Source organism: Lactiplantibacillus sp. B652, from assembly GCF_023806745.1.
In the GTDB taxonomy this organism is placed as follows: Bacteria; Bacillota; Bacilli; order Lactobacillales; family Lactobacillaceae; genus Lactiplantibacillus; species Lactiplantibacillus pentosus.
The window spans coordinates 1-25,368 of sequence record NZ_JAMSKY010000010.1 but is presented as its reverse complement, the minus strand read 5'-3'; the positions used below and the strand labels follow the sequence as shown (position 1 = coordinate 25,368).

The window sequence follows — 25,368 nt, the reverse complement described above, 5'->3', positions numbered from 1 at the left end:
GTAGTAGCAAAAGAACTGTTGCTAAACTTCAATGTGAGGTTAAGCAGCAAATGACGCGTTCATAGTTAGGTAAAGTGTTATGCTGAAAATGATTACGAAGTAGCCGATGATTTGAGAATTTGGGCAATGATATCTACGATTTATCTACGATTTGTACACTATAATGCACAACATAATCATCCTAAACACCCATAGTACGGCGTTTATGCTTCATCTTGCTCTTTTTATTTTATCTACGTTTTACCTGGTATATGTAGGAAGTTCAACATGGAAAAATTACATATAGAAAACGCTCACCTTGAATATAAGAAAGCCTCTAATTCTGTATCAAGTGATCGTTGGGGAACTGTAAGTGCTTTTGCTAGTACAGATGGTGGCATAATAATACTTGGAGTTACTGAGACTAATAAGTAGACTTTCATGCTGAGAAGAATCAAATACTGAGACTATCATATGTCCCCCTGCAGCAAATGATAACGCGAGTGTAGTTTAATGGCAAAACTACGGCTTTTCAAGTTGTAGTTGCGGGTTCGATTCCCGTTACTCGCTTTGAACCAGACGTCCTTTATCAGATTTCAAAACGGAACACTCACAAATACATAAGCTTTTTAGTTCATCAGGAAGATATTGTTCATGTTCTATACCCGTCGATTTCGACGGGTTTAAAAATGGAAGTTAATATAATGGCACTTGATAAAGAAATTATTAATGCAAATGGAACGCAAGTTGAAGCATTTAGGAACAATGACTTAAATACGGAACTCATAAAAAATAACATTTCAGAGTTTGAGCGGACTCATATGTCTAAAAGGTATGGCAAAAGATCAAATGAAAATACTATTGAGTAACAGAGCCAGCATGAGACAACTGCGAGCTTTAAAAGATCGTAAGTCACCAAAAAAGCTTAATTAGAAGCCGGATTTAAAAGTTCCCTGCAGGTATAATAACTTTCAAGTTGAGTTACTGGAGATTTCAGAACCAACTGTTTAAACTTTAATCCGTCAGGAGGTGGATACTGATATGGACACTAATCAATTACTTAACGATTATATGAGTTGGTTAAGAGACCAATATACAATTAAAAAAATCGACCAAGCAGACGAGGTGACAACCCCGTTCTTGAATATGATTGGTGACAACATGCGACTCTATGTCGAGCGACTCTCTGATAGCAAGCTGCGTTTAAGCGATGACGGCACGACACTTGAAAACCTATTGTTATATGGTATTAATCTAAATTCTCCGATGCGGAAACAAATCATGAAAGAAACAACGCACCGTTATAATGTAGACTTGTTTGACAATGTTTTATCTGTTACGGGTACATCTGCCAATTTCCCGTTAATGAAACAAAATCTTCTGGCAGCAATGGTCACGATAAACGATTTATCAATTCCCAAAAAAACAAATATTGAACGGCTATTCTTTGACGAAGTTTTTACCTTCATGCAAGATCAAGACTTTGGCGGCTTGCCTCAATATCAAATTTCTGGTAAAAGTGGCGTCGATTACATTATCGATTATACAATTCCACCCAAGGAAAAGAGGCCAATGAGATTAATCAATTTTCAAAATCGAATTAGTTTCAATCAAGTGGTTGTCAATGCCTATCAATATAGAGATATTGCAACCAGAAGTCATAAAATCGCTAGCGATATTAGCTATGCCATTATTTACAATAATTCAGAAGGTTCAGTGACAAAACGTGCCGAACAAATTGCTCGTGACGCCCATATAAGCTTACTTTCTTGGTCAGATAAAAGTCATATTCTTGAGCTCAAATAAGAAGAGTATGTTACGCTTCCCGTTTTTTGAGAAGTGTGACATACTCTTCTTTCATCCCCGTTAAACACAAACAAACCAAAGCTTGTGAAAATTATCGTACAAAAAAACCGGACACACTACCATAACAGCAGTGTATCCGGTTCGATGACGTTCCGTTAAGTAAAAATTACTTAAGGGTAACGACACCACCAACTTCTTCAAGCTTAGCTTTCATATCGTTGGCTTCGTCTTCTGAAACGCCTTCCTTGATGATTGAAGGTACGTTGTCAACAAGACCCTTAGCGTCTTTCAAGCCAAGACCAGTGATATCACGAACGGCCTTGATAGCCTTAACCTTTTGGTCACCGGATTCAGTTAATTCAACATCGTATGAATCCTTAGCAGCGGCAGCGTCGCCACCAGCAGCACCGGCAACAGCAACAGGAGCTGAAGCTGAGACATCGAATTCTTCTTCGATAGCCTTAACTAAGTCGTTTAAATCTGAGATTGAAGCTTCTTTTAATGAGTCGATAATAGCATCTTTATCAAAAGCCATTTTTTGTTCCTCCATTTTATATGAACTTATTTTTTATTTTTTAACACACTGACAGCTGATTAAGCTGCGTCTTCGTCGCCTTTTTCAGCAACCGCCTTAACAGCGTATGCAACGTTACGAACAGGTGCTTGTAACAAGTTGGCAATCGTAGCCAATAATTCTTCACGTGATGGCATCGTAGCGTATTCTTGAACAGTTTCAAGATCTGCAACTTTACCTTCGATAACGCCACCCTTTAATTGAAGAGCGTCCGCAGTCTTCGCGAAGTTAGCCAAGATCTTTGCAGGAGCAACTGGGTCTTCTTCAGAGAAGGCAACGGCAGTAGGACCAGCAAATACAGGTTTTAAGTCTTCAAATCCGGCCTTATCAGCGGCACGCACCATGATCTTGTTCTTGATAACGCGCATTTGAACACCGGCATCACGTAATTGCTTACGTAAATCAGTTACTTCTGCAACCGTCAAACCACGGTAATCAACAACGATGGCTGATACTGAGTTCTTTAATTGTTCTGCAACTTCTTCGACTTCTTGTGCTTTAACAGCAATTGTTTCTTTACTCAACAGATTCACCTCCCAGAATTTTGGTTCAGGGATTTATAAAAAAATCCCTATGTCCACCAAGACATAGAGAAAAAACAATGTCCTCGGCAGGTAGATTAAGGCCGTTAAGCCGCCTGAGTCTTAGGTAGAGATATTACTTAACCTCTAGTAATCTATCACAGATCACCCACGGGGTCAATTGTTTTCAGAAATTAATCCTTAAAATGATGCTAAGTCAACACGTACCGCTGGGGTAAAGGTTGATGTCACAACTAAGTTTTGGATGTAAGTCCCACGTACTGAGGCTGGACGAGCTTTAACGATGGTGTCTTCAATCGTCTTGAAGTTGCCAACAAGCTTGTCAGTATCGAATGATACCTTGCCAACAGGAACGTGAACGTTACCGTCACGGTCAGTCCGGTAAGTCACCTTACCAGCTTTTGAATCGTTAACGGCCTTAGCAACGTCCATCGTAACCGTACCAGTCTTAGGGTTAGGCATTAAGCCTTTAGGTCCAAGAACCCGACCTAAACGACCAACTTGGGCCATCATGTCAGGGGTAGCGATTGCGACGTCGAAGTCTAACCAACCGTCTTGAATTTTTTCAACAAGGTCAGCTTCGCCAACAAAGTCAGCACCGGCTTCTTCAGCTTCTTTAGCCTTGTCACCCTTAGCGAAAACGACAACGGTTTGATCTTTACCGGTACCGTTAGGAAGGACAACCGCGCCACGAAGTTGTTGGTCGGCTTGCTTTGTATCAACGTTTAATTTGAAGGCAACTTCAACAGTTGCATCAAACTTTGCGAAATCCATTTTTTTAACCAAGTCTACCGCTTCAGTTACATCGTAAGCTTTGTCACGATCAACTAGCTTAGCGGCTTCTTGGTATTGTTTACTTTTCTTTGCCATCTAAGTGTTTTCCTCCTTGCAAATGTGGTTCAAACGGAGATTTCCTCCCACTTGACACATTCATTTTGATGAAGTGTCCGACATACTCAACAGTACTGAATTAGCCTTCGACGGTGAATCCCATACTCCGAGCAGTACCTTCGATCATGCGCATTGCTGCTTCAACATCAGCTGCGTTTAGATCTTGCATTTTAGTTTCGGCGATTTGCTTAACTTGATCCTTGGTTACAGTTGCAACCTTCTTCGTGTTAGGTTCACCGGAACCATGTTCAACACCGGCAGCTTTCTTTAATAGAACGGCAGCAGGTGGGGTCTTAGTGATGAAGTCGAATGAACGATCTTCGTACACTGTGATCACAACGGGAATAATCATACCTGCTTGATCAGCGGTACGAGCATTGAAATCCTTTGTGAAGCCCATGATATTGATACCTGCTTGACCTAAAGCTGGTCCAACTGGCGGAGCAGGTGTTGCTTTGCCCGCAGGAATTTGTAATTTAACAACGTTAGCTACTTTTTTAGCCACGAGACATTCCTCCTTAGTCCGTGATGTGGTAAATGGAGCTGAGTTTTTGCTCCTCCCACGTAAACGTGCATACGTGACGCACAAACATCATTGTAGCATATCTATTTTTCACCATCAACCTTTTTTGTGGTATCCGGATATAAAAACTGAACAATTTGTCGGTCCACTTCATAATTCTCATGCAACCGTGAATGACGCGCATTCTTACCATGAACGACAAATTCTTGATACTGATCACGTGTCGGCCGCAATAAAAATCGTAGCGATAACGCACTGTTGAGTGCCACCGCCCCATCACTTTGCGCCGCATCACCGATGTTGCCCGCGATATTCAAATACGAGATCGTATTGGGCAACCGTTGCAGCGTCCGCAAAAAGTAATTATAAACTGGCGTCGTCTTGGTCGGGCCAGTCGCAGTTAAGGGGTGGTTCTCGATTGGATACGTATTTTGACCAACTTCACTATCATTGAATGGCGCCCCAATTGTAACGACTTTGCGGACCTCCGGCAAATTCACAAGCTTAGCTGCCGTCGTCAGATATTGAAAGAGCACCACGCCACCCATGGAATGTGCGACCAAATTAATGGTCTGGACATGCTCATGAGCAATTAAATATTGTACGACCGCCAAGACGCCCGCGGCTTGTTGCCGGACTGCCACGCGCGGGGTCGCAAAGATTAGCTGCACCATTGGTCGATAGTCATCTAATTCGCCAGTCACGTGCGGGTGATTATGACGATCAATCATGACCACCAACGATTTGTTGGCAATCTCACCGGCCGTGAAGCGTTGAAGCATGCCACCGAATGAGAAGCGATTACCCGCATATCCGGGGATAAACAAGGTCACCGCACTATCATCCGCCGTCTGCGCGGGCTTGGCTGCTTTCAAATGCTGAGGCCGGCCGTATTGCCAAAATTTAAACGAAATTCGACTGATGACGCCGAGCACAATGACGCCGATGATGACTAAAATCACTTCTGCCAAGATGGTCCACCAGCTTACTTATCCTTAAGATTAATTATTGAATCTGATCAACCTGATCAAAGTCCAATTCCGTACTCGTCTCACGACCAAACATGTTGATGTTGACCTTGAGCTTCATCTTTTCATTATCAATTTCAGTGATTTCACCTGAAAGACCTGAGAAGGCACCGTCGATAATGGTAACTTGTTCGCCAACTTCAACGTTCAATTCCGTATGACGTGCGCTCATTCCTAATTGATGAAGGATCTGTTCAGCTTCTTCTGGCAACAATGGGGTTGGCTTACTACCTTGCCCATGAGAGCCTAAGAACCCAGTGACACCAGGCGTGTTACGAACAATGTACCAAGCTTGGTCCGTCATAACCATTTCAACCAACACGTAGCCTGGGAAAATTTTCTTCATTTCAACTTTGTCTTTCCCATTCTTCACTTCATGGGCTTCTTCTTCAGGGACAACGACCCGAAAGATGTTGTCTTCCATTCCCATGGATTGAATCCGGGATTCCAAGTTAGAACTAACCTTATTTTCATAACCAGCGTAGGTATGTAGGACATACCATCTTTTTTCAACAGACTCGACCATTACGATTCTCCTTTAAAAATGTCTTGAGGCAAAATAAAAAAACCTCGTTTACACGAAGTTTTCTTTCATTGCCATTATTATAACAAATTATGATTCAAAAAGCCATTAATGCCAGCTTGTTAACATCTGTAATAATAATTGAATAATCCAATCAAACAGTGCGAAGAATGCCACGAAGAACAAGGATGTTGAAACCACTGTCCATGAGTCGCGACGATTCTCGCGCCAAGTTGGCCAGGTGACTTTCTTCATTTCACGTCCAACTTGACCAAAAAATTTAAATAAGCGCATTTCTAATCCCCCTACCGCGTTTCACGATGAAGTGTATGTTTGCCACAATATTTACAAAATTTTTTAACTTCTAAGCGGTCAGTTCGATTTGGGTTAGCATCGATCGTGTAGTTCCGAGAACCACAAACGGTACATGCTAATGCAACTTTTTTCTGTGCCATCGACAAAACCTCCATGATAAATCAGGTATAACATTAGCATGGAACTTTTCGAATGTCAATTTCAGGATGCTGAGCGTAAGAGCGCTCGCAACTTTTTGCGACAGCGGTCAATTGCGTTGATCACCTGTGGTACTTCAACATGGTAGTGTGCCGCGATGCTTTCAGGCGAACATCCTGCCAACAAATCGGCGAAAACGGCGCCTTCAAATGTCGAACAGATTAGGCCAAACACCCGAATCTGCTCGCGGACATGCACGATATCCAGTGTCGACATTGTCGGTGCTTGTAACTCACCAACGGCTTGTTCGTCATTGACATCCAGCGGGACTCGCTCACCGTCCGGACGACGTTTCTGAGCTTGCGCCCGCCGAATACAATCAATAATCTGATGAGTCAACAATGCCCGGAAATACGCGCCAAAGGGACAATCCTGAGCTCGCTGATACCTCTGAGCGGCCCGATGAACGGCAATCCGTCCTTCTTGGCACCAATCATCCGTCTCAAAATTTGGAACGTAGTAGTGCTGTCGCAACCGCCAAACCACCGGTTGATATTGTACAGCCAAAATTTGGATACTGAGACTATCTCCAGTTGCTGCTAACGCAATTAATTGTTGCTCATCCATATGACGTTCCTACTTCCACTTAGTTTCAGAAACCGCACCCCTGAGCATCTGTAACACTCAATATACGGGGTTATCCGCGGCACCACAAGCGAACGAAGGTTCTTATTTTGAGCTGATTTGACGGGTATTAAATTGGCAATGTCGACTTATCAAAATAACCGGGACGTTAACACAAGAGCGGTGGATATCACGATATTGCGGTCCTGATTGCCATCGCAGCTCAGTGTCGAGATTATCCGCGTGACGTAACCATTTTAAAACGTCTCACTTTGTTACTTTGCGTCATGCGCAGCGACACTAAGCATCCGACAATTGTCCGTGCGCACATCTTCCTCATCACCTAACACCAGGCATCCACTAATCCCAAACTAGTGACCTGTTCAGCGCCTACTTATGGTGATGTTTGACGTGATTGCGTTCCAACTGCTGACGAAACTGATCGAGCGCTGTCAACTGGGCTTCGTTCCAAGGTGATTTGCGCACCGACCCTAAGTCTTGCGTCCGAACAGCTGTATGACGGACTTCCTTCAGTGCTGTATGGACCCGTTTGCGTAATTCTAAGGCCGGCACACGTAGGGCACCTTCAGAAAAAATCACCCACTGTTCGGCTTGGTCACTCGTGGCGACCGTGACTTGAAGCACCCGCGACTGTTTTTCAGCCGCATACTTTTCAATATAACTGTCCGCCGTCTGGTCCTTACTCGTCCAGATGATTTCCAAATCCGCCTGGCGATAGCTCTTAGAGTTACCTGGGACGTACATCGCATCAAATACTAGGCTGATATTGAGACCCGTGATTTTCTTATATTCAGTTAACATGCTGATTAACTCATCGCGGGCTTGTGGTAAGCGGTCCGTTTGCTTCAAATGATTGAGCTCGGGCCAATTACCAATCATATTATAAGCATCAACAATCAATAGTTGTTGTTTCATATCATTTTCCCAGTGGATGCCGTGACGTATAACCTTGATAAATCAAGAGGCTAGCTGCCACGCTGGCATTCAAACTCTGAACATGACCAATCATTGGAATCGTCAGCATCTCATCGACGTTTTTCTTCAACAATGGGGAAATCCCCTTGCCTTCGTTCCCAATAATGAGGCCGACTGCACCAGATGCATCCCACTGGCGGTAATCCGTTCCGTTCATGTCCGTTCCAAAAATCCAGAGGCCGGCTTCTTGCAGTTGCTTGACCATCTGAACCAAGTTCGTGACCCGCGCCACCTTGACGTGTTCGATTGCACCCGTCGACGTTTTGGCCACCGTACTGGTCAAGCCGACTGCCCGGCGTTTTGGAATGATGATCCCATGTACCCCGGCGGCATCCGCTGTCCGCATGATTGAACCGAGGTTGTGGGGATCCTCGATGTTATCTAAAATCAAGAAAAATGGGGCTTCATCCTTGGCCTTCGCCACGGCAAACAAGTCATCGATCGTCGCATATTCAAACGCGGCGACTCCGACTGCGACCCCCTGATGGTTCGCATTATCGGTCAACCGGTCTAACTTTTGTTTGGGGACGTATTGCACGATCAAATTCCGTTTTTTGGCAATTTTAGCAATATCATTCAGCACATCCGCCTGTAACCCACTTTGAATAAAGACTTTGTTGATTTGTTGGTCACTCTTAATGGCAGCCATTGCTGGATGGCGACCAATCACAAAGTCAGCTGCTGTTTGGTCCTGTTCATTATTTGACACTGGAAACCCTCCCTTCATCCACTTGTTTAATGCACCACTGCGCGAGTTCTGCGATTCGGTCCGTCTGTTGGGTCAGTTGTAAATACCCAAATACCGCTTCAAACCCCGTCGAAATACGATAAGTCAGGACGTCCGTGTGTTTGGCAGACGTATGACTCTTGGCATTCCGGCCCCGTTTGAACACGTCGACTTCGGTCGGTGTCAGAACTTCTTCAGCCTGCATCCGTTCGATCAACGCCGCTTGAGCCTTGGCTGAAACGTAATGTGTCGCATGATGGTGTAACTTAGTCGCCTTCGTATAACCACTTTCAATCAAGTGTTGGCGAATAAATGGTTCATACACCGCGTCACCGAGGTACGCGAGCGCGATCCCATTTAATTGCTGATAATCAACTTGCATATTATTCCTTTCTAAACCGCACACCCTGAGGCGTATCTTCTAAAATGATCCCTTGCGCTTTCAAGTCGTCACGAATCTGGTCGGCCTTGGCAAAATCCTTGGCTTGCCGAGCTGCTTCGCGTTCATCGATCAGCGCTTGAATCGCATCGTCTGCCAAACTCGCGTTGGCGGGAGCTGCTAAGGTCACGCCAAACACACCGGCTAACGCCTCGAGGGTCGCACTTAATGCCGTCAAGGTGTCACTTTGAACGGTCGTTTTAGCGGCATACACGTTGGCCAATTTGGCTAATTCATAAACTGCTGCGACCCCGTTCTGGACATTAAAATCATCGTCCATTGCAGTCACAAAATTGTCAGTCAACGTCTTCAGCTGTGCACTGACCGTTTCGTCAGCCCCAGTCGTCGCGTCCTTGAGACGGAACGTTAAATTACGATAAGCATTCCGCAACTTATCTAAATTATTGGCAGCTTCGTCCAGGTTGCCCTGCGTATATTGAATTGGCCGCCGATACTGCGTCGTTGCCATGAAAAAGCGCAGCACTTGGGGATCGACCGTCTTGATGATATCGTGGACCGTCACAAAGTTGCCCAGTGACTTGCTCATCTTTTCGTTGTCGTCACCAACTGTCACAAAGCCGTTATGCAGCCAGTAGTTGGCAAACTTCTGCCCAGTCTTGGCTTCACTTTGAGCGATTTCATTCTCGTGATGTGGGAACTCTAAGTCTTGCCCACCACCGTGAATATCAAACGTATCGCCGAGATACTTGGTCGACATCACGGAGCATTCGATATGCCAGCCTGGTCGTCCAGCACCCCATGGGGAATCCCACGAGATTTCACCGGGTTTAGCCGCTTTCCAGAGGGCAAAGTCGATTGGATCTTCTTTACGATCAGTCTCTTCATCCGCCGTATGTTGACTCGCACCAACTTCCAAGTCATCGATTCGTTGATCTGAGAGTTGCCCATAATTCTTGAACTTACGGGCCCGGTAGTAGACATCACCAGCTGATTCGTATGCGTAGCCCTTATCAATCAGGACTTGGACAAACGCAATAATTTCTGGAATATTTTCAGATGCGCGGGGATGAGCCGTCGCCGGTTCAATATTGACCGCCGCAGTATCTTCCATGAAAGCTTGAATGAACCGGTCTGCCACAGCGGGAACCGTGGTATGGTCCTCAGCGGCTCGCTTGATGAGTTTATCATCAACATCCGTAAAGTTAGAGACATAGTCGACGTGGTAGCCCCGGTATTCAAAATACCGCCGAATCGTATCAAAGGCGATTGCGGAGCGGGCATTCCCGATATGAATATAGTTATAAACAGTCGGCCCACAGACATACATCTTCACAACTCCGGGGGTAATTGGTTTAAACGGTTCTTTTTGGCGCGTTAACGTATTAAAAACGCTTAGCATATTGGCGACAACTCCTTTCAATTGAGACGTGTTACTTTACGCGTTGTGTTAGTTATGATTTGGCATTAAAGATGATTAAAACGTGCTAAGTTGGCGTCCTGTTCGTCAGCCGATGCGCTTCCTAGTCCGACTTCCGGGGCTGGCTGACAACGCTGGAACGTAGCCGACGTCGATTTGAACTCACGCAGAAGACCACTGCGCAATTTCAAATACGAGTCTTATTCTAAGCCGGAAGAAAAGCACTTCCAGCTAAGAATAATTTGGCTACTGAGCATTGTCCGCCAGCCCCTCCAGTCGGGAAGCCGCTCGAATGGCAGATGAACGGCCACCTATCCTGGCACAATTGACCACTGAATGTTAAAAGACTGGATCTTTATGCGAACTTTTAATCAGTGTCAATGATTGTTTGTTATATTTAAATGTTGATGAGATGATCTGAAATTCCAGTAACAACTAGTCTTGCGATTAGAACGATTAGTCGATAGAATTGCCATCTGTTAGAAGTTCAGACTTTATCATTTCAGGCAAGCTAGAGAAGACTACAAAAAACTGTCTTACAGTTGACTATCAAAATGACTGTTTACTAAGAACCTACGAACAGTTCATCAAAAGTTGGGACCGAACATGTCTGCCATTCGAATACCATCCCGGCTGGAAGGTATTCTGGGCAAGGCCCAGTGGTGAAATTTCACTTAGCAAGCGTTTTTGGCTTGGTTAGTGAAAGACCAGTATTTAAGACGTGGACTTCGGCTTAAATCTGTGTCCACCACGTTCCGGCCATTGACCAGAATGCCTGGAAGCCGGCCTAGGACGCACCTATCACTGCATGTTTACGGTAACTCGCACTGTTTCCAGCGGGTCTCAGCTGGCAGCACTTGAACTTAATAACTGGCACGTTTTAATCATGATGCATGCTAAATTAACTCCCACAATACGTGTTACTTTTGATGATAGTTTACCATGTTTGGAGGACAAATGAAAAAGCGCCCCTCATACTGCGGAATCCAATCCCGCCATACAAAAGACACTTTCACGTGCTGCCACGCGAGTCTTACCGACTATCGTTGCACTCATGATGAGCTTCCGACCATCCGGTTATTATCGTGACAATCGCACTAATTTTTAATTGAAACACCTCGGTACACCGCCTGACGACTCACATACCGATTGCGATTGTAGAACCTACTTCGCTAATTCCGCAATCATGGCATCAAGGTGCTTCTTAGTCGTTTCGCGACCAAGTAATTCGATTGTTTCAGGTAATTCTGGCCCGTGCATTTCATGCGAAACGGCGATCCGAATTGGCATGTATAAGGCACGGCCCTTGATCTTCGTATCCTTTTGAATACTCTTGATCGTCTTTTGAATGGCCGTCGCTTCGAAAACGTCGATGTTTTCAATTCGTTGACGGAATTCCTTCAAGACTGGCAATGCCGTGTCATTATCAAGTTCTGCCTTGGCTTCATCATTGATATCAGCGGGGCCATTGAAGAACAGGTCGGCTAAGTCAACGATTTGTCCGGTATAACTCATTTGGTTCTTGAAGAGGGACACTAACGTCCGCGTCCATTCGATTTGACTCATATCTGGGCGTTGTGGCAACCGACCAGCCTTGATCAACTGACGAATTGACATCGCAAAGACTTCATTGTCATCCGCCTTCTTGATGTATTGGTTGTTGACCCATTCAAGCTTCTTCGCATCAAATGCAGCTGGTGACTTGCTTAAACGTTTTTCATCATACATCTTAATGAATTCGCGCTTCGTGAACAATTCACTTTCGCCAACTGGTGACCAACCTAAGAGAATAATGAAGTTAAGCATGGCTTCTGGCAAGTAGCCCAATTCACGATATTGTTCGATGAATTGAAGCACCGTTTCATCACGCTTACTCAATTTCTTACCCGTTTCGGTATTGATGATCAAACTCATATGACCGAACTTCGGTGGTTGCCAACCGAAAGCTTCATAAATCATTAATTGCTTAGGCGTGTTAGCCACGTGGTCATCACCACGGAAGACGTGACTGATTTCCATCATGTGGTCATCCACAACCACGGCGAAGTTATACGTTGGCATACCATCGCGCTTCTTAATGACAAAGTCGCCACCGACCGTCTTGGATTCAAACGAGACGTTGCCTTTGACCATGTCATCCCAAGCGTACGTTTGGTTTTCTGGGACGTGGAAACGGACCACTGGTTGGATACCAGCTTCCTTAGCAGCCGCAATCTTGGCCTGCTTTTCTTCTTCCGTCATACCAGCAAATTCATAGACGTAGTGTGGCATTTCCTTGCGAGCCTTTTGGGCTTCACGTTGGGCCTGCAATTCTTCTTCCGTCATGTAAGATTCGTACGCTTTACCTTCATCAATTAATTGTTGAATCAACGGATCATAGATTGACTTACGTTCAGATTGACGATAAGGGCCAAAGTCGCCGCCCTTATCTGGACCTTCATCCCAATCAATTCCTAACCAGGTCAAGTTATCCATCTGACTCTTTTCACCGTCTTTAACGTTCCGTTTTAAGTCGGTGTCTTCAATCCGAAGAATAAACTTACCCTTATTATGCCGGGCAAATAAATAGTTAAACAATGCAGTCCGAGCATTACCAATGTGTAAATGGCCAGTTGGACTTGGTGCGTAACGCACACGAATCTTACTCTTTGCCAATGTGATTAACGCCTCTTTCATATTTTTTCATCTTAAATGTTACGCCGCGCTCCAGTTAACACCAGAATACTGCGACTTTCACTTGCTTTTCCAGTTTACCATGTTTACCACTAAAAATTAAGGTTTCAGACCGAACCCGTTGTAAAAACCTCAAAATCATTTGGGGTGGACCGCCGATATGGTTGATTCGGCGAAAAAGTTCAGGGCAAGATTCAAAAACTTAGGTCAAAGTCAAAAACCACCAGCAAGCCCCGCTGGAAAAAGCGAATTGGCATAAACCTGCAGTGACAGTGACGTACCGGCTTCCAGGCATTCTGGGCAATGGCCGTGACGTGGTGGGTACAGGTTTGAGCCGAAAACCGCGTCTCAAACACTGACCTTCCAGCACAGAAAACAGTTTTTTGAAAAAACAGAATACAAAAACAGCAGCCCCCAAAAGAAAGACTGCTGTTATCAGTAAGGTTAGCGCCGGTTGTTGCGGTTATTGTTGTTACCATTGCTGTGGTTACTGTTGCGATTATTATTACTATTATTGTTATTGTGTTTGTTACTATTACTATCGGCATGGTCCGGAATACCGCGGTTAGAATGGGCTAACCGGGCAAAAATCATGCGGCCCGCATCCGTCTGGAGGGCACTTGTGACGACCACGTCGACCTTTTCGTTGATGTAGAACTTTCCATCTTCGACGACGACCATCGTTCCATCGTCTAAGTAGCCGACCCCTTGTTGGCGCTCACTACCATTCTTAACGACCATGACGTTCATCTCTTCACCCGGAATGACCCGTGGCTTCAGTGATTTGGCCAATTGGTTGATGTTTAAGACCTGGACGTTTTGGAATTCGATCACTTTATTCAAGTTGTAGTCGTTCGTGACGATCACGCCATTGACCTTTTTGGCCAACTGGATCAACTTGCTATCGACTTCTGGGATGTCTTCAAAATCACCCTCGTACATTTCAACTGGGATGATATTCTCATTTTGTAGCTTGTTTAGAATATCTAATCCACGGCGGCCACGAACACGTTTGATACTATCCGCCGAGTCAGCGATATACTGCAATTCATACAGCACGAAGTTGGGCACTAACAACGTTCCTTCGAGGAAACCCGTTTTGACAATGTCATAAATCCGACCATCAATTAAGATGTTTGTATCCAAAATCTTGTAATGGTGATAATTTTGGTCAGGCTGAGCATCCGTGATTTCCGGGCTGGCTTCCTTTTCACGTCGCCGGAAATTAAAGACTTTACGCCATTCATCGATTCGAGTCGTACCGACGCGAGCACCGATGTAACCAAAAAATAGCATCAAAATTATTGGGACGACCGTGTTCAATAAGAATAATGGACTACGACTGAATAATTGCGATATCAGAACCGCGATCAATAACCCAATAATGAATCCAATACTGCCAAACAGTAATGTCATCGGATTTTGTTTGGACAAGTTCTTTTCTACTCGATCCACTAACCGCACCGCGGCATTCGCTAAAAATAGCGACAAAATCCATAAAATCAGCGCTCCCAACAAGAAATTGGTGAAAACGTTATTCAGCAAAACATTTGGCTGCGACAACAGCATCGTCCATAAATAAGGTAAGTACGTTAGTCCTAACGTGCCCCCCACGACAATGAATACTAGTCGCACCGTTAACTTCTTCATGGCGTCAGCCCCTTTGTTTTAGTAATTTGGTTGTTGTAATGCCAACTGGAGCGCTTCCTTTAAGGTCGCCACCCCAATCACTTCGATGCCCGTTGGAATATCCCAGCCTTGCAGATTATTCTTCGGAATAAAAATACGTTTGAAGCCTAACTTAGCGGCCTCACCGACCCGAGATTCGATCCGATTGACCCGCCGAATTTCACCAGTCAAGCCGACTTCACCGACAAAACAGTCACTCGGACGCGTTTGTTGGTCGCGATAACTGGAAGCCACACTGACGGCAATCGCCAAGTCAATCGCTGGTTCATCTAATTTGACCCCACCAGCGGCCTTCAAATAGGCATCTTGATTTTGAAGCATCAAGCTCGCGCGTTTTTCCAATACCGCCATGATAAGCGAGACCCGGTTGTGATCCAAACCACTCGCCGTCCGCTTGGCGTTACCAAATACCGTTGGCGTGACCAGGGCCTGGACTTCCACCAAGATTGGTCGGGTGCCTTCCATTGAAACGACGATGGCTGAACCAGTCGCATCTTTGAGCCGCTCTTCCAAGAAGATTTCGGATGGATTGGCAACTTCGTAAAGCCCCCCCGTCCGCATTTCAAAAATACCGAGTTCATTTGTGGAGCCAAACCGGTTCTTAACCGCACGTAGAATCCGATAAGTGTGGTGCAGGTCACCTTCAAAGTACAGCACCGTGTCCACCATGTGTTCCAAAATCTTCGGACCGGCGATCGCACCGCCCTTAGTCACGTGACCGACAATAAAAATCGTAATGCCGTTGGTCTTGGAAATTTGCAATAATTCTGCCGTAATTTCTCGAATCTGGGAAACGGAGCCAATCGCTGAATCCATATCCGGCTCCTGCATCGTTTGAACCGAGTCGATCACGACAAAGTCCGGATGAGTCTCTTCAATCGTTGAGCGAATATTTGACATGTCCGTTTCAGGATATAAGAAGAAATCTTCGCTACTAACGGCCAAACGGTCAGCCCGCATCTTAACTTGCGCAGCACTTTCTTCCCCCGTGACGTATAGCACAGAGCCCCCCGTTTCAGCCAGCTGGCCAGAAACTTGCAATAGTAGCGTCGACTTCCCGATGCCGGGATCCCCACCAATTAACACCAAGGAACCAGGAACGACCCCACCACCTAGAACGCGGTTGAACTCTTTCAACTTGGTTTTGACGCGCGGCGTCTTCGTCAGTGAAACTTCTTTTAACCGTTGTGGTTTCGCCGACTTACCGGCAAAGCTCACCCGGGACTTGCGGTCTGGCTTCGTATCAAAATGTTCTTCCGTCAACGTATTCCATTCACCACAGTTCGGACACCGGCCTAAATATCGCGGTGTCGAATAACCGCAGTTTGAACAAACAAACTGAGTTTTAGCTTTTGCCACTCAAGCGCGCCTCCATTTTCTCGTTAAATACGGGTCAAACCCGTCTTTTCTGTCAATCGACCATAAGTTTATTTTACCATTATTAATCATTAAAGCCGTTAAATCACACTAGCTTAATTGATTTTTTATTAATTCGCTACTTATTTGTTGAGCCAAAGCCACCAGAACGCGTGGTTGTCACATTTTCTTCATCCGTCACCGTCAAATAAGGGGTGAAAATTCCTTGAGCAATGCGTTCACCCTTTTTGATGTGCACATCACGAATCCCCATGTTGATCAATTGGACGAAAATCGCGCCTTCATTTTTCGGATTGTCATAGTAATCCGCATCAATGACGCCGATACCGTTTGGTAAAATCAGATTGCGTTTGAGCGGATTACTTGAACGGTTAGCTAATAGTAAGTATTCGCCGTCATTCATAAACGCTTTGATACCAGTTGGAACCAACCAGGGTTTCAGCACTTTAGCAGCGGCGTCTAAGTCCGTCGTCGAAGCCGTTTCACTTCGATGCAATTGCCACAACACCTTGATAAAATTCAACTTCCAAATCGACGGTAACGTGAAGTCTTCCGCTGCCTCAAAATCATACCCCGCTGCCTGCTTCGTCGCGCGATACGGTAAATGTAATCCTGCTTGTGCATACTGACTCACAATTTTAAAACCCCGTGCCATTTCAATTCCCACTTTCATCGTTTAATTTCATTAGTTAGGTGGCTACCAGCTGAGCAACCCTGAGATTCGTTGCTCACCGTCTAGCCAGCAATCAGATCAACATTCGGTTCAGGCCGATACGCATCAGCCGCTTTTTCCCAGCTTTACCCGCTTTCAACCGGCAACCATTAGTGTTCACATTTTACCATACTTAAGCCGCCAGCTCGTGGTTTGATGGTCGAAAATCCATCCGACTGAAAAGCGGCATTTATATCGTTCGTTATGGATGCGTTTACTCTAATTAGTCGTCGCCAATTATCCGTCTTGTTTGGGTCCAAAACGCACTACCTGGGTTGGACCATCAGATGCTGACCCTACTGCAACACATCTTACTCGTGCTCAAAGCTCACCACTTGGGTTGGTACACTATCACTCACTTATTGGCAACGTTTCCGAGTCGAAATGCGATCTCACTATCCAATTCGCGATAGGGAAAATCTGACTGTAAGATCCACGTTTTAAACTTCCACGATTATCCACGGAAGTTTCGTTGACAAAACGGGCATTTACCGGTTTAATTACGGTAGGCATAAAACCCTTTACAAGGTGGTGAAATCAATGGAATTCACGCGTGAAGCACACCGTTTTTATTTTAATGATGAAACTGGCAAGTTAGCTGGTGAAATTACCTTCCCGGCCATCAATGATGACCAGACTTGGGTCATTGAACACACTTTTGTTCGTGACGATTACGGTCACCAAGGCATCGCCGGGCAATTGACCCGCGCAGTCATCGAGGCCGCACGAGCAGAAGGCAAACACATTCAGCCGCTCTGCACTTACGCCAAGGCTTACTTTGATCGGCACCCTGAAGCTGCCGACGTTTTAGTCACTAGTTCTCAATCAAAGGAGTAATCTCAAATTATGAATCAGGATCAGTTAAAACAACTCGTTGGTCAAAAGGCCGTTGAATACATTAAAGACGGCATGCAAGTCGGCCTTGGAACCGGTTCAACGGTCAAATTCATGGTCGATGCACTCGGTGAACGGGTCAAAAACGAACATTTGAATATTGTCGGCGTCTCCACTTCTGACCGTACGGCTGCTCAAGCCAAAGCGCTCGGGATTCCAATGAAGTCCGTTGATGAAGTCGACCACCTAGATTTAACCATTGATGGCGCCGACGAAATCTCCGACGATTTTCAAGGTGTCAAAGGCGGCGGGGCTGCCCTGCTCTTCGAAAAGATCGTGGCCATCAATTCTGATAAAGTCATGTGGATCGTTGATGAAAGCAAAATGGTGCACCAATTAGGCGCCTTTGGACTCCCCGTTGAAGTCATTCCTTATGGGAGTCAACACGTCTTCGAAAAAATGGCGGCTCGTGGCTACAATCCCGTTTTCCGGAAAGTCAACGATGAACTCGTGCGGACCGATTCTAACAATATTATTATCGACTTGCACATCGATCCAATCACCGACCCACACGCTTTAGCCGAAGATTTGATTCACATGGTTGGCGTCGTTGAACACGGCCTATTCTTAGACATGGTCAACACCGTTATCGTCGGCCACGCCAACGGTCCAGAAGTCATCGAGACCCGGGCCTAGTTAATCCCAACGGAAAGCTTGCCCCACCCGGCATAAACCGATACAATGAGAATTAGATTAAAGGAGAGTGATCTTTTGAGTAAAGCAATCAGTATGGATCAAATTGCTAACTTTCAAGCCGACTTGGACCAACGTCCAGAAGCCAAAGTCATCGAACGTAGCGTGACGAAGAACGGCATCTTAGCAAGTAGTCAAGATATTCAGGCGATGAGCCAAACGACCCCCGTATTTTCAATCGATTTGGATACCGGTGAAGTTGCTAACCAAAAACAAAGTGGTCGTTGCTGGATGTTTGCCGCTTTAAACACTATGCGGCATTCATTAGCTGAAAAATTCAACTTAAAGCACTTCGAATTATCCCAAAACTATACCTTCTTCTGGGACAAATTCGAAAAGGCCAACTACTTCTACGAAAACGTCTTGGCAACCGCCGACCAACCAACTAGCAGCCGTAAAGTGGCTTGGTTGATGACCACGCCACAACAAGACGGTGGCCAATGGGATATGCTCGTTGCCCTTATTCAGAAGTACGGGATCGTGCCTAAGAGTGTCATGCCAGAAACTTACAACAGTTCAAAATCCGCTGAAATCAACAGCACACTTAACTTAAAGTTACGTAAAGATGCCGTTGAATTGCGTGAATTAGTCGCTGCTGGTACTAGCGATGACGCCATTCAGGAACGTAAAGAAAAGATGTTAAATGAAGTTTACCGGATGTTAGCCTACGCTTTCGGCGAACCCGTTTCACATTTTGACTGGGAATACCGCGATGACAAGAAACAGTACCATATCGACCAAAACTTGACACCGCAAAGTTTCTTCGAAAAATACGTTGGTTGGAACTTAGATGACTACGTTTCAATCATCAACGCACCTACTGATGACAAGCCATATAACCACACCTACACGATTGAAATGTTAGGGAACGTCTTGGGCGGCCGTGAAGTTAAGCATTTGAACGTCTCCATGGCCGACTTCAAGCAACTCGCCATCAAGCAATTACAAGCTGGACAAAGTGTCTGGTTCGGTTGTGATGTGGGTAAATCCTCTGACCGGCAAAAAGGTGTCATGGCAACGGACGTCTACAACAAGGACGAATTATTCGACGTTGATTTAGCAATGTCTAAGGCTGAACGCCTCGATTACGGCGAAAGTCTGATGACCCACGCCATGGTTATCACCGGTGTCGACTTGGTTGACGGCCAACCAACTAAATGGAAAGTTGAAAACAGCTGGGGCGATAAAGTTGGGTCCAAGGGCTTCTTCGTCATGAGTGACGCTTGGATGGACGAATACTGCTACCAAGTCGTCGTCAACAAAGAATTCTTGCCTGACAACTTGAAACAAGCTCAAGCTGAAGAACCAACTGTCTTAGCCCCTTGGGATCCAATGGGTGCTTTGGCTTAATTGAAACTAGAAAGCTCTACTGCCAATCATCGTCGTTGATTACCACGCAACAGTGATTGATCGCAATTTATGCGTCGCCACGGATTATTATCCTGGCGACGCTTTTTTATTAGGCAACGCAACACTCCCCTTTTAAGTCACGTGTTAAGTTGTCATGAATCGTGATTCAAACGTGCCAATTGGTTAGTTTATTGTTCGTCAGCCGATGCGCGCCTTAGTCCGACTTCCGGGGCCGTCTGACAATTGCTGGAACGTAGCCGACGTCGATTTGAACTCACGCAGAAACCCGCTGCGCAATTTCAAATACGAGTCTTATTCTAAGCCGGAAGCAGCCCACTTCCAGCTTAGAATAATTTGGCTACTGAGCATTGTCCGGCGGGCCGGCCAGTCGGGAAGCCGCTCGAATGGCGGATGAACAGCCACCCATCTGGGTACAATTGGCCACTGAATATTAAACCCTGAACCTCCAGGCAAATTGAGTCTGTATGGACGATCAATTTATGAAAGTCAAATACTAGGAAAATTATTCGCCAGATTATTCACTAACTTTATATAGTAACTATTCTTGAAATTAGTCGATAGCATTGTCTTTCTTTTGGCATCTACACTTTGCGATTTCAGATGATTAGACTAAATCCATATAACGTTCAGCAATGCGGACGTCTGGCCAATAATAGTCTGCTAAATTGGTGATGATCGGAAACCAGTCTTACAGTTGAATCTCAAGATAACTGTCTGTTAAGAATCAATGATCCGTCCATTTAAAGTTGGACTCGCAATGTCTGCCCTTCGAATACAATCCCGGCTGGAAGGTATTCTGGGCAAGGCCAAGTGTCTTTCAGAGTGTGAGGTTCAGACGGTTTGGGACTGAGGATTAGCCTAGCTAGAGCGTTAAGCGGTGAATTTCCGCTTGGCGTTCTGGCGTAGCTAACCGGAAGTCCCAGTCTGACCCGAACACGTTTCATCCATATCGCAGGCAACGTGGAAGACCAGTATTTAAGACGTGATTTTCGGCTTAAATCTGTGTCCACCACGTCACGGCCATTGCCCAGAATGCCTGGAAGCCGGAATAAGACGAATCTATTACTGCAAGTTTACGCAAAACCGCACTGTTTCCAGCGGGCCTCAGCTGGCTGCTCTTGAACTTAAGAATTGGCACGTTTTAATCACGATTCACATCAAATTAGCCGGGAAAGAGAAACGCAATAGTCCCATCAAATAAAAAAACAGACGCAAATCACTCGCTAAAATGCGGTGATTTGCGTCTGTTTTTCAGTATTACGTTTACTTATAGCATTTACTATTACATTTATTTATACATCTGTTTAAGTGTACTGATTTCGCGGGTTGAGATGTGGGCACCCCGGTGTGATTGATAATACATCACTGAGCTTTTATTATCTTCGTGTTCCAATCCAAGTGCATGACCGAGTTCATGTGTGGCCACCGATAGCTTGTATTCCACTGAGTTATTGGTAGCTGGGAAGCGATTCGTGTAAATCACACACTTGGCTTTATCCATCCAAGTCGTCTCCTGCGACCCGCTTTGGTAATAGGTCCGCCAAGTCCGACCGATTTCAGAGCCCGTCGTACCGGTCTCATCTTCACTCTCACCTAGCGTGATCTGCGCACTCGATGCGTCCTTAGCCGCAACAAGTTTGACCGTATTGGTGGCATTCCAACGTTTTACCGCGGTTAGCCAAACGGCATGATAGACCTTGTTATCACTAGTGATGTGATACGTGATGACCCGACTCTTAAAGCGTGCCTTGTAAGCCATCACTTTGGTGCCGTTATCTAAATAATTATATTGGTAGTTATCGACCTTGTCATTGTAATAAACTTGGTCATGCGCCTTATCGTGGCCGGTTGCCGTATCCGCCTCGACCTGTTGAGACGTCGGATTAATCCAAGCACTGATTTGGGGTGCAACCATCAACAGCACCCCACAGAGGCCTAGGCTCATTATCATTAATAATAATACTTTTTTATGTTTTCTCATCGTCAGCCTAGGCTCCCTTATCAGTTTTTAGGCCGGTAACTGCGCTACCAAGCCGTTTCGTTCATCTGATATGTTACAGCGTTCAGCATTTGATTACAAGAGATATATTATATTTATTTATGAAAAATAGGGTGTATGGTTACATTAACGATATTTATACTAGTCTTTAAAACTCGTTTAATCGTTGATATATCAGCATTCTTATTCACAACTGCAATTTTGGATGCTTCTTGCTCATTATTATCAATGCTTATAACCAATTATGCGAACCATTTATTAAATGCTTTAACTGTAAAAAGGAATCCAGCATGCGCCGGACCCCTTAGTTGCCGATATTACGATTTAGGCCTGATTTTAGTGCTATCGGATTTGAATGCTAACCTGGAAGCTGGTCATACGTGTGATACACATCAAATAATCGAATTATGCGCACAATGCACCTATAATAGAGATGGTTAGTAGTCCCGTACACACATTAATACCGCAAAAAGAAATGTTAGAATCACTCAAAACGCTTGTTTGAATGACACATGCATGGAAAGGTCGCACGTAAAGTGTAAAGTCGGCCAGTCCTACCACCAGCCCATTACCATCTCTACGTTGGATCGAATCAATTAACCAAGCCAGAAACTATAAAAGAATCCGGTCTGCACTAGACGGCCTCTTTTGCCAATATTTAGCCAGGAGGAATCAGCTATGTTAGTGAGTTATCCAGCATTGTTCTACTACGACAGTTCCGAAAGCGTGCCATTTTTCATTACTTTTCCGGATTTCAAAAATTCATCAACTCAGGGTAAAAACGTGACGGATGCAATGGCAATGGCGACGGATTGGCTAGGAATTAACGGCGCTGATTATCTAGAAAACGGCCATATGATTCCAGCCCCTTCAGCGTTAGCAGCGATCTCGTTAAAACAAAATAATCCTTATCCAAATGACTTACACTACGATTCAGAACAATCTTTTAAATCAATGGTTTTGGTAGATTTAGAGGCGTATTTGAATGGGAAGACCAAAGTTCAAAAAAAACAGTCTCAATTTCGAAGTAGGTAGGTTGGAACGGTGACAGCGTACAAGCCAATTCGTCTGCAACCCCGACCGAAACAATCCCGAACGAAAAAAATTCACACGATGCTAATGACGCAATACAGTAGATACGCAAGTCAGCCAAAGTATTTCGACGGTCGCTGGCTTTATTAAACCGAGCCACGCAAAAAAGCCTAGGATTTACTTATCGCCGCCAATGACGTGCAATAAGAAATCCTAGGCTTTTTTAATTGAACAATCGCTTAATAAATAATTTTGTCAATACCATCTAAAACAGCCGTCAATCACCCTACTTGCCGGTACGACATTAATACTCGTCCTTACCGATAACGTTCAGCTGCTGGTCTAAGTGGTAACAAATAGGCACCCCGTTCGCCACTTCAACGCCATCGATGCCCGTATCGCTAATTTGTTCCAAGTATTTAATCAGCGCGCGCAACGTACTGCCATGTGCGACGACCAATTGATTATGGCCATCTAACAGTCGTGGTGCAATCTGATCGATCCAATAGGGCATGATTCGGTCATAGGCCATCTTCAGGCTTTCACCACGCGGTTCGACCGCCGCACCGTACTTCGTATAACGCCGGTCATGGTCGAGCTCATCCGGTGCTAATAACGGCGGTACGGTATAAAAACTCCGCCGCCATTGCTGAACCTGTTGCTTGCCATATTCTTGGCGGGTCGCATCTTTATTTTGACCACGCAACGCCCCGTAATGTCGTTCATTTAAACGCCACGTCTTATACTCTGGTAGCCATAATTGGTCGATTTCATCTAACATAATGTTGGCCGTCACGATGGCACGTTGCAAGACTGATGTATGCACCGCCCCAAACTGAATACCAGTGGCGCGCAATCGCTGTCCCGCATCGTGGGCTTGTGCAATGCCAGCTGCCGTGAGCGGAACATCGCTCCATCCCGTATAAGTATTATCCCGATTGGCCGTGCTCTCACCATGGCGAACCAGTACAAGTTCTGTCATTCTCTTTCCCACCTACCATCTTCAATACTACCTATCATAATCGATTTGGCCGATTTTTCAAAGTCACAATCATTCCGCCAGTTTTTACAGACCGGTGACCCAGGACGGTTGACAAAAATCGGCTCGCAATTTTATCAGTCGCAGCCACCACTAAAAAACGACCAGACTGCGGTTTACCCGCCAATCCAGCCGTTATCAGTTAACTTAGTTTTCTTGATTTGAGACGGCATGTGCCGCATGAGTGGCCTCAGTGTCAGCGTCCTCCGCTGCTTTAACTGATTCAGCCGCCGTTTGACCAATCGTATTCCCACGTTCACGGAATCGATTACCAACAAACGTGACGACGGAACCGATTAAGATCACCACGATACCAACAATCGTCGTCCATAAAATCTGTTCATGCAAAATCAGTGCGGCCAAAATTGGGGCCAGGCCTGGTTTGATGAAAAAGACTAACGAAGCGGTCGAAACATCGGTCTGTTCCATCGCCAAGAAGTAGAAGGCGAAGCCCCCACCCGTGACGCAGACGCCGATGAAGAATAACAACCAGAAGTAGTTCAAATTGACGTTGACTAAAATTGGAATGGCTGAAAATTGACTTAAGCCAACTGATTTCAAACCAGCCGCAATCGCCGGAATCTTAGTAATCCAAGCTAAAATCAATAATTCGAAAGCCCCGGCAAAGAACGTGAAGCAGGTCATCGTCAACCCGTTCAGCCCCCGTTTGATTGAACCGTAACGTGAAATAATACTATATAAGCCGAAAGTCACCGCTGAACCGATTGCCAGTAGCAGGCCTAACCCGTTCGTTAAATGGGCTGGGTTAACGATAATCAGCAACCCGATGACTGAAATAATGACTGAAATCAAATTGGCACGTCCCATCCGTTCCCGCAGGATCAAATAGGAGAATAATAGCGCAAACACTGGATTACAGCTGAATAATACCGCGACGGTCGAAGCTTGGTCGACGGTAATCGCCAATTGATACAGGGACATACTAACAATGACACACACTAGCCCCGTCAGCGCAAATAACCGCCAGTCAGCACTCACAAGCTTCCGACCAGTCTGTTTTAGGGCACGCAAGGCAAATGGTAATAATACGACAGCCCCAATGAAAAATCGAATCAAATTCAACTGAATGGGATTAAAGGCACTGCCGGCCATCTTTAGCGCAATTTCCATCGAACTAAACATCAAAGTTGAAATTGCAATGTAAAGATATGCTTTCTTCACGAAACGTTCGCTTCTTTCTTAATCAAAATTTAATACGCAACGTTTTCCAGTATAGCACCATTTTCAGTTAGTTTTCAAATCTGCCGATGGGGCAGCTGACGGGTGCGACTAGGGACTGTCTGAAAACTAAAAATTCAGGTATAATCTGAGGAAAAACGAATCGAGGCATTCCGATGACAACACCTAAACGATACGAACTGGAAGATGCTCAGTGGGACCGAATC

At 45.2% G+C, this 25,368-nt stretch carries 27 protein-coding genes, 1 tRNA gene and 1 other annotated feature; of the genes, 8 read left to right on the top strand and 20 right to left on the bottom strand.

Annotation, left to right across the window (positions count from 1 at the left end):
- The first annotated feature begins 267 nt into the window (after window positions 1-267).
- The 4 genes from MZO40_RS12195 (at window position 268) to MZO40_RS12180 (ending at window position 1,785) form a co-directional block, all read left to right on the top strand.
- Window positions 268-414: an ATP-binding protein gene (locus MZO40_RS12195; protein ID WP_105922679.1), complete on the top strand. Its 147-nt coding sequence runs from the start codon at window positions 268-270 to the stop codon at window positions 412-414.
- A 64-nt stretch (window positions 415-478) separates the two neighbouring features.
- Window positions 479-549, top strand: a tRNA-Glu gene (locus tag MZO40_RS12190).
- A 134-nt stretch (window positions 550-683) separates the two neighbouring features.
- Window positions 684-848 (top strand): hypothetical protein, encoded by a 165-nt coding sequence (locus MZO40_RS12185; protein WP_165860574.1) that lies wholly within the window; start codon window positions 684-686, stop codon window positions 846-848.
- A 172-nt stretch (window positions 849-1,020) separates the two neighbouring features.
- The gene (locus MZO40_RS12180; RefSeq protein ID WP_088770018.1) at window positions 1,021-1,785 is read left to right on the top strand and encodes a DUF1828 domain-containing protein; all 765 of its coding nucleotides are present in this window, start codon (window positions 1,021-1,023) and stop codon (window positions 1,783-1,785) included.
- Window positions 1,786-1,951: 166 nt separating this feature from the next.
- Here the strand turns inward: MZO40_RS12180 and rplL are convergent, their stop codons facing one another.
- The 17 genes from rplL to MZO40_RS12095 all read right to left on the bottom strand — a co-directional run bounded on the left by rplL (window position 1,952) and on the right by MZO40_RS12095 (window position 16,877).
- Window positions 1,952-2,320 carry a 50S ribosomal protein L7/L12 gene (gene rplL / locus MZO40_RS12175; RefSeq protein ID WP_003637775.1) on the bottom strand — a complete coding sequence of 123 codons (369 nt, stop codon included), beginning with the start codon at window positions 2,318-2,320 and terminating at the stop codon, window positions 1,952-1,954.
- Between the two features lie 59 nt (window positions 2,321-2,379).
- The gene (gene rplJ, locus MZO40_RS12170) at window positions 2,380-2,883 is read right to left on the bottom strand and encodes a 50S ribosomal protein L10 (protein ID WP_003637774.1); all 504 of its coding nucleotides are present in this window, start codon (window positions 2,881-2,883) and stop codon (window positions 2,380-2,382) included.
- Between the two features lie 29 nt (window positions 2,884-2,912).
- Window positions 2,913-3,026 (bottom strand) — a sequence feature (ribosomal protein L10 leader region).
- A 55-nt stretch (window positions 3,027-3,081) separates the two neighbouring features.
- Window positions 3,082-3,771: a 50S ribosomal protein L1 gene (rplA, locus tag MZO40_RS12165; protein WP_050339187.1), complete on the bottom strand. Its 690-nt coding sequence runs from the start codon at window positions 3,769-3,771 to the stop codon at window positions 3,082-3,084.
- A gap of 100 nt (window positions 3,772-3,871) precedes the next feature.
- Window positions 3,872-4,297, bottom strand: coding sequence for a 50S ribosomal protein L11 (gene rplK / locus MZO40_RS12160; protein ID WP_003637772.1), 426 nt, complete (start codon window positions 4,295-4,297; stop codon window positions 3,872-3,874).
- A 101-nt stretch (window positions 4,298-4,398) separates the two neighbouring features.
- Window positions 4,399-5,286 (bottom strand): alpha/beta hydrolase, encoded by an 888-nt coding sequence (locus tag MZO40_RS12155; protein WP_105919728.1) that lies wholly within the window; start codon window positions 5,284-5,286, stop codon window positions 4,399-4,401.
- 34 nt (window positions 5,287-5,320) lie between these two features.
- A complete protein-coding gene (nusG, locus tag MZO40_RS12150) occupies window positions 5,321-5,869 on the bottom strand; it encodes a transcription termination/antitermination protein NusG (protein ID WP_003637770.1) in 549 nt (182 codons plus the stop codon).
- Between the two features lie 105 nt (window positions 5,870-5,974).
- A complete protein-coding gene (gene secE / locus MZO40_RS12145) occupies window positions 5,975-6,160 on the bottom strand; it encodes a preprotein translocase subunit SecE (RefSeq protein ID WP_003637769.1) in 186 nt (61 codons plus the stop codon).
- A gap of 11 nt (window positions 6,161-6,171) precedes the next feature.
- Entirely contained in the window at window positions 6,172-6,321 is a 150-nt protein-coding gene (gene rpmG, locus MZO40_RS12140; protein WP_003637768.1) for a 50S ribosomal protein L33, read from the bottom strand.
- 61 nt (window positions 6,322-6,382) lie between these two features.
- Window positions 6,383-6,946 carry a sigma-70 family RNA polymerase sigma factor gene (locus MZO40_RS12135; protein ID WP_050339189.1) on the bottom strand — a complete coding sequence of 188 codons (564 nt, stop codon included), beginning with the start codon at window positions 6,944-6,946 and terminating at the stop codon, window positions 6,383-6,385.
- Window positions 6,947-7,333: 387 nt separating this feature from the next.
- Window positions 7,334-7,879: an NYN domain-containing protein gene (locus tag MZO40_RS12130; RefSeq protein ID WP_050339190.1), complete on the bottom strand. Its 546-nt coding sequence runs from the start codon at window positions 7,877-7,879 to the stop codon at window positions 7,334-7,336.
- 1 nt (window position 7,880) lies between these two features.
- Window positions 7,881-8,666, bottom strand: coding sequence for a 23S rRNA (guanosine(2251)-2'-O)-methyltransferase RlmB (rlmB, locus tag MZO40_RS12125; protein WP_252133306.1), 786 nt, complete (start codon window positions 8,664-8,666; stop codon window positions 7,881-7,883).
- On the bottom strand, window positions 8,638-9,048 hold the full coding sequence (locus tag MZO40_RS12120; protein ID WP_003637764.1) for a Mini-ribonuclease 3: 411 nt from the start codon (window positions 9,046-9,048) through the stop codon (window positions 8,638-8,640). The genes rlmB and MZO40_RS12120 overlap by 29 nt, the downstream gene beginning before the upstream one ends.
- A 1-nt stretch (window position 9,049) precedes the next feature.
- Entirely contained in the window at window positions 9,050-10,465 is a 1,416-nt protein-coding gene (gene cysS / locus MZO40_RS12115) for a cysteine--tRNA ligase (RefSeq protein ID WP_105961354.1), read from the bottom strand.
- 1,182 nt (window positions 10,466-11,647) lie between these two features.
- Window positions 11,648-13,138: a glutamate--tRNA ligase gene (gene gltX / locus MZO40_RS12110; protein WP_088771263.1), complete on the bottom strand. Its 1,491-nt coding sequence runs from the start codon at window positions 13,136-13,138 to the stop codon at window positions 11,648-11,650.
- Between the two features lie 462 nt (window positions 13,139-13,600).
- Window positions 13,601-14,806, bottom strand: a complete 1,206-nt coding sequence (locus tag MZO40_RS12105) for a PIN/TRAM domain-containing protein (protein ID WP_050339193.1) — start codon at window positions 14,804-14,806, stop codon at window positions 13,601-13,603.
- Window positions 14,807-14,824: 18 nt separating this feature from the next.
- Window positions 14,825-16,204, bottom strand: a complete 1,380-nt coding sequence (gene radA / locus MZO40_RS12100) for a DNA repair protein RadA (protein ID WP_050339194.1) — start codon at window positions 16,202-16,204, stop codon at window positions 14,825-14,827.
- A gap of 136 nt (window positions 16,205-16,340) precedes the next feature.
- Entirely contained in the window at window positions 16,341-16,877 is a 537-nt protein-coding gene (locus MZO40_RS12095; RefSeq protein ID WP_050339195.1) for a dUTP diphosphatase, read from the bottom strand.
- A gap of 597 nt (window positions 16,878-17,474) precedes the next feature.
- Here MZO40_RS12095 and MZO40_RS12090 point away from each other — a divergent pair.
- The 3 genes from MZO40_RS12090 (at window position 17,475) to MZO40_RS12080 (ending at window position 19,871) form a co-directional block, all read left to right on the top strand.
- A complete protein-coding gene (locus tag MZO40_RS12090) occupies window positions 17,475-17,771 on the top strand; it encodes a GNAT family N-acetyltransferase (RefSeq protein WP_003637758.1) in 297 nt (98 codons plus the stop codon).
- 9 nt (window positions 17,772-17,780) lie between these two features.
- The gene (gene rpiA / locus MZO40_RS12085) at window positions 17,781-18,464 is read left to right on the top strand and encodes a ribose-5-phosphate isomerase RpiA (protein ID WP_088770021.1); all 684 of its coding nucleotides are present in this window, start codon (window positions 17,781-17,783) and stop codon (window positions 18,462-18,464) included.
- A gap of 75 nt (window positions 18,465-18,539) precedes the next feature.
- Window positions 18,540-19,871: an aminopeptidase C gene (locus tag MZO40_RS12080; protein ID WP_065674502.1), complete on the top strand. Its 1,332-nt coding sequence runs from the start codon at window positions 18,540-18,542 to the stop codon at window positions 19,869-19,871.
- Window positions 19,872-21,180: 1,309 nt separating this feature from the next.
- Here MZO40_RS12080 and MZO40_RS12075 read toward each other — a convergent pair.
- Window positions 21,181-21,873 (bottom strand): matrixin family metalloprotease, encoded by a 693-nt coding sequence (locus MZO40_RS12075; protein WP_050339198.1) that lies wholly within the window; start codon window positions 21,871-21,873, stop codon window positions 21,181-21,183.
- A gap of 696 nt (window positions 21,874-22,569) precedes the next feature.
- Here MZO40_RS12075 and MZO40_RS12070 point away from each other — a divergent pair.
- Window positions 22,570-22,926 (top strand): type II toxin-antitoxin system HicB family antitoxin, encoded by a 357-nt coding sequence (locus MZO40_RS12070; protein ID WP_225367215.1) that lies wholly within the window; start codon window positions 22,570-22,572, stop codon window positions 22,924-22,926.
- Window positions 22,927-23,227: 301 nt separating this feature from the next.
- Here the strand turns inward: MZO40_RS12070 and MZO40_RS12065 are convergent, their stop codons facing one another.
- Both MZO40_RS12065 and MZO40_RS12060 read right to left on the bottom strand, forming a co-directional pair.
- The gene (locus MZO40_RS12065; RefSeq protein ID WP_101874018.1) at window positions 23,228-23,905 is read right to left on the bottom strand and encodes a 2,3-diphosphoglycerate-dependent phosphoglycerate mutase; all 678 of its coding nucleotides are present in this window, start codon (window positions 23,903-23,905) and stop codon (window positions 23,228-23,230) included.
- A gap of 204 nt (window positions 23,906-24,109) precedes the next feature.
- On the bottom strand, window positions 24,110-25,144 hold the full coding sequence (locus MZO40_RS12060) for a DMT family transporter (RefSeq protein WP_105922675.1): 1,035 nt from the start codon (window positions 25,142-25,144) through the stop codon (window positions 24,110-24,112).
- Between the last annotated feature and the right edge of the window lie 224 nt (window positions 25,145-25,368).

What these genes read in the sequence shown, in the direction of transcription:
- rlmB (WP_252133306.1), bottom strand. Translation starts at nt 8,666, where the DNA reads ATGAAGGGAGGGTTTCCAGTGTCAAATAATGAACAGGACCAAACAGCA.
- MZO40_RS12120 (WP_003637764.1), bottom strand. Translation starts at nt 9,048, where the DNA reads ATGCAAGTTGATTATCAGCAATTAAATGGGATCGCGCTCGCGTACCTC.
- MZO40_RS12095 (WP_050339195.1), bottom strand. Translation starts at nt 16,877, where the DNA reads ATGGCACGGGGTTTTAAAATTGTGAGTCAGTATGCACAAGCAGGATTA.
- MZO40_RS12070 (WP_225367215.1), top strand. Translation starts at nt 22,570, where the DNA reads ATGTTAGTGAGTTATCCAGCATTGTTCTACTACGACAGTTCCGAAAGC.
- rpiA (WP_088770021.1), top strand. Translation starts at nt 17,781, where the DNA reads ATGAATCAGGATCAGTTAAAACAACTCGTTGGTCAAAAGGCCGTTGAA.
- rpmG (WP_003637768.1), bottom strand. Translation starts at nt 6,321, where the DNA reads ATGGCACAGAAAAAAGTTGCATTAGCATGTACCGTTTGTGGTTCTCGG.
- cysS (WP_105961354.1), bottom strand. Translation starts at nt 10,465, where the DNA reads ATGCTAAGCGTTTTTAATACGTTAACGCGCCAAAAAGAACCGTTTAAA.
- nusG (WP_003637770.1), bottom strand. Translation starts at nt 5,869, where the DNA reads ATGGTCGAGTCTGTTGAAAAAAGATGGTATGTCCTACATACCTACGCT.
- rplA (WP_050339187.1), bottom strand. Translation starts at nt 3,771, where the DNA reads ATGGCAAAGAAAAGTAAACAATACCAAGAAGCCGCTAAGCTAGTTGAT.
- MZO40_RS12185 (WP_165860574.1), top strand. Translation starts at nt 684, where the DNA reads ATGGCACTTGATAAAGAAATTATTAATGCAAATGGAACGCAAGTTGAA.
- MZO40_RS12195 (WP_105922679.1), top strand. Translation starts at nt 268, where the DNA reads ATGGAAAAATTACATATAGAAAACGCTCACCTTGAATATAAGAAAGCC.
- MZO40_RS12065 (WP_101874018.1), bottom strand. Translation starts at nt 23,905, where the DNA reads ATGACAGAACTTGTACTGGTTCGCCATGGTGAGAGCACGGCCAATCGG.
- rplL (WP_003637775.1), bottom strand. Translation starts at nt 2,320, where the DNA reads ATGGCTTTTGATAAAGATGCTATTATCGACTCATTAAAAGAAGCTTCA.
- MZO40_RS12105 (WP_050339193.1), bottom strand. Translation starts at nt 14,806, where the DNA reads ATGAAGAAGTTAACGGTGCGACTAGTATTCATTGTCGTGGGGGGCACG.
- MZO40_RS12075 (WP_050339198.1), bottom strand. Translation starts at nt 21,873, where the DNA reads ATGAGAAAACATAAAAAAGTATTATTATTAATGATAATGAGCCTAGGC.
- secE (WP_003637769.1), bottom strand. Translation starts at nt 6,160, where the DNA reads ATGCGCTTATTTAAATTTTTTGGTCAAGTTGGACGTGAAATGAAGAAA.
- MZO40_RS12090 (WP_003637758.1), top strand. Translation starts at nt 17,475, where the DNA reads ATGGAATTCACGCGTGAAGCACACCGTTTTTATTTTAATGATGAAACT.
- MZO40_RS12135 (WP_050339189.1), bottom strand. Translation starts at nt 6,946, where the DNA reads ATGGATGAGCAACAATTAATTGCGTTAGCAGCAACTGGAGATAGTCTC.
- MZO40_RS12130 (WP_050339190.1), bottom strand. Translation starts at nt 7,879, where the DNA reads ATGAAACAACAACTATTGATTGTTGATGCTTATAATATGATTGGTAAT.
- MZO40_RS12180 (WP_088770018.1), top strand. Translation starts at nt 1,021, where the DNA reads ATGGACACTAATCAATTACTTAACGATTATATGAGTTGGTTAAGAGAC.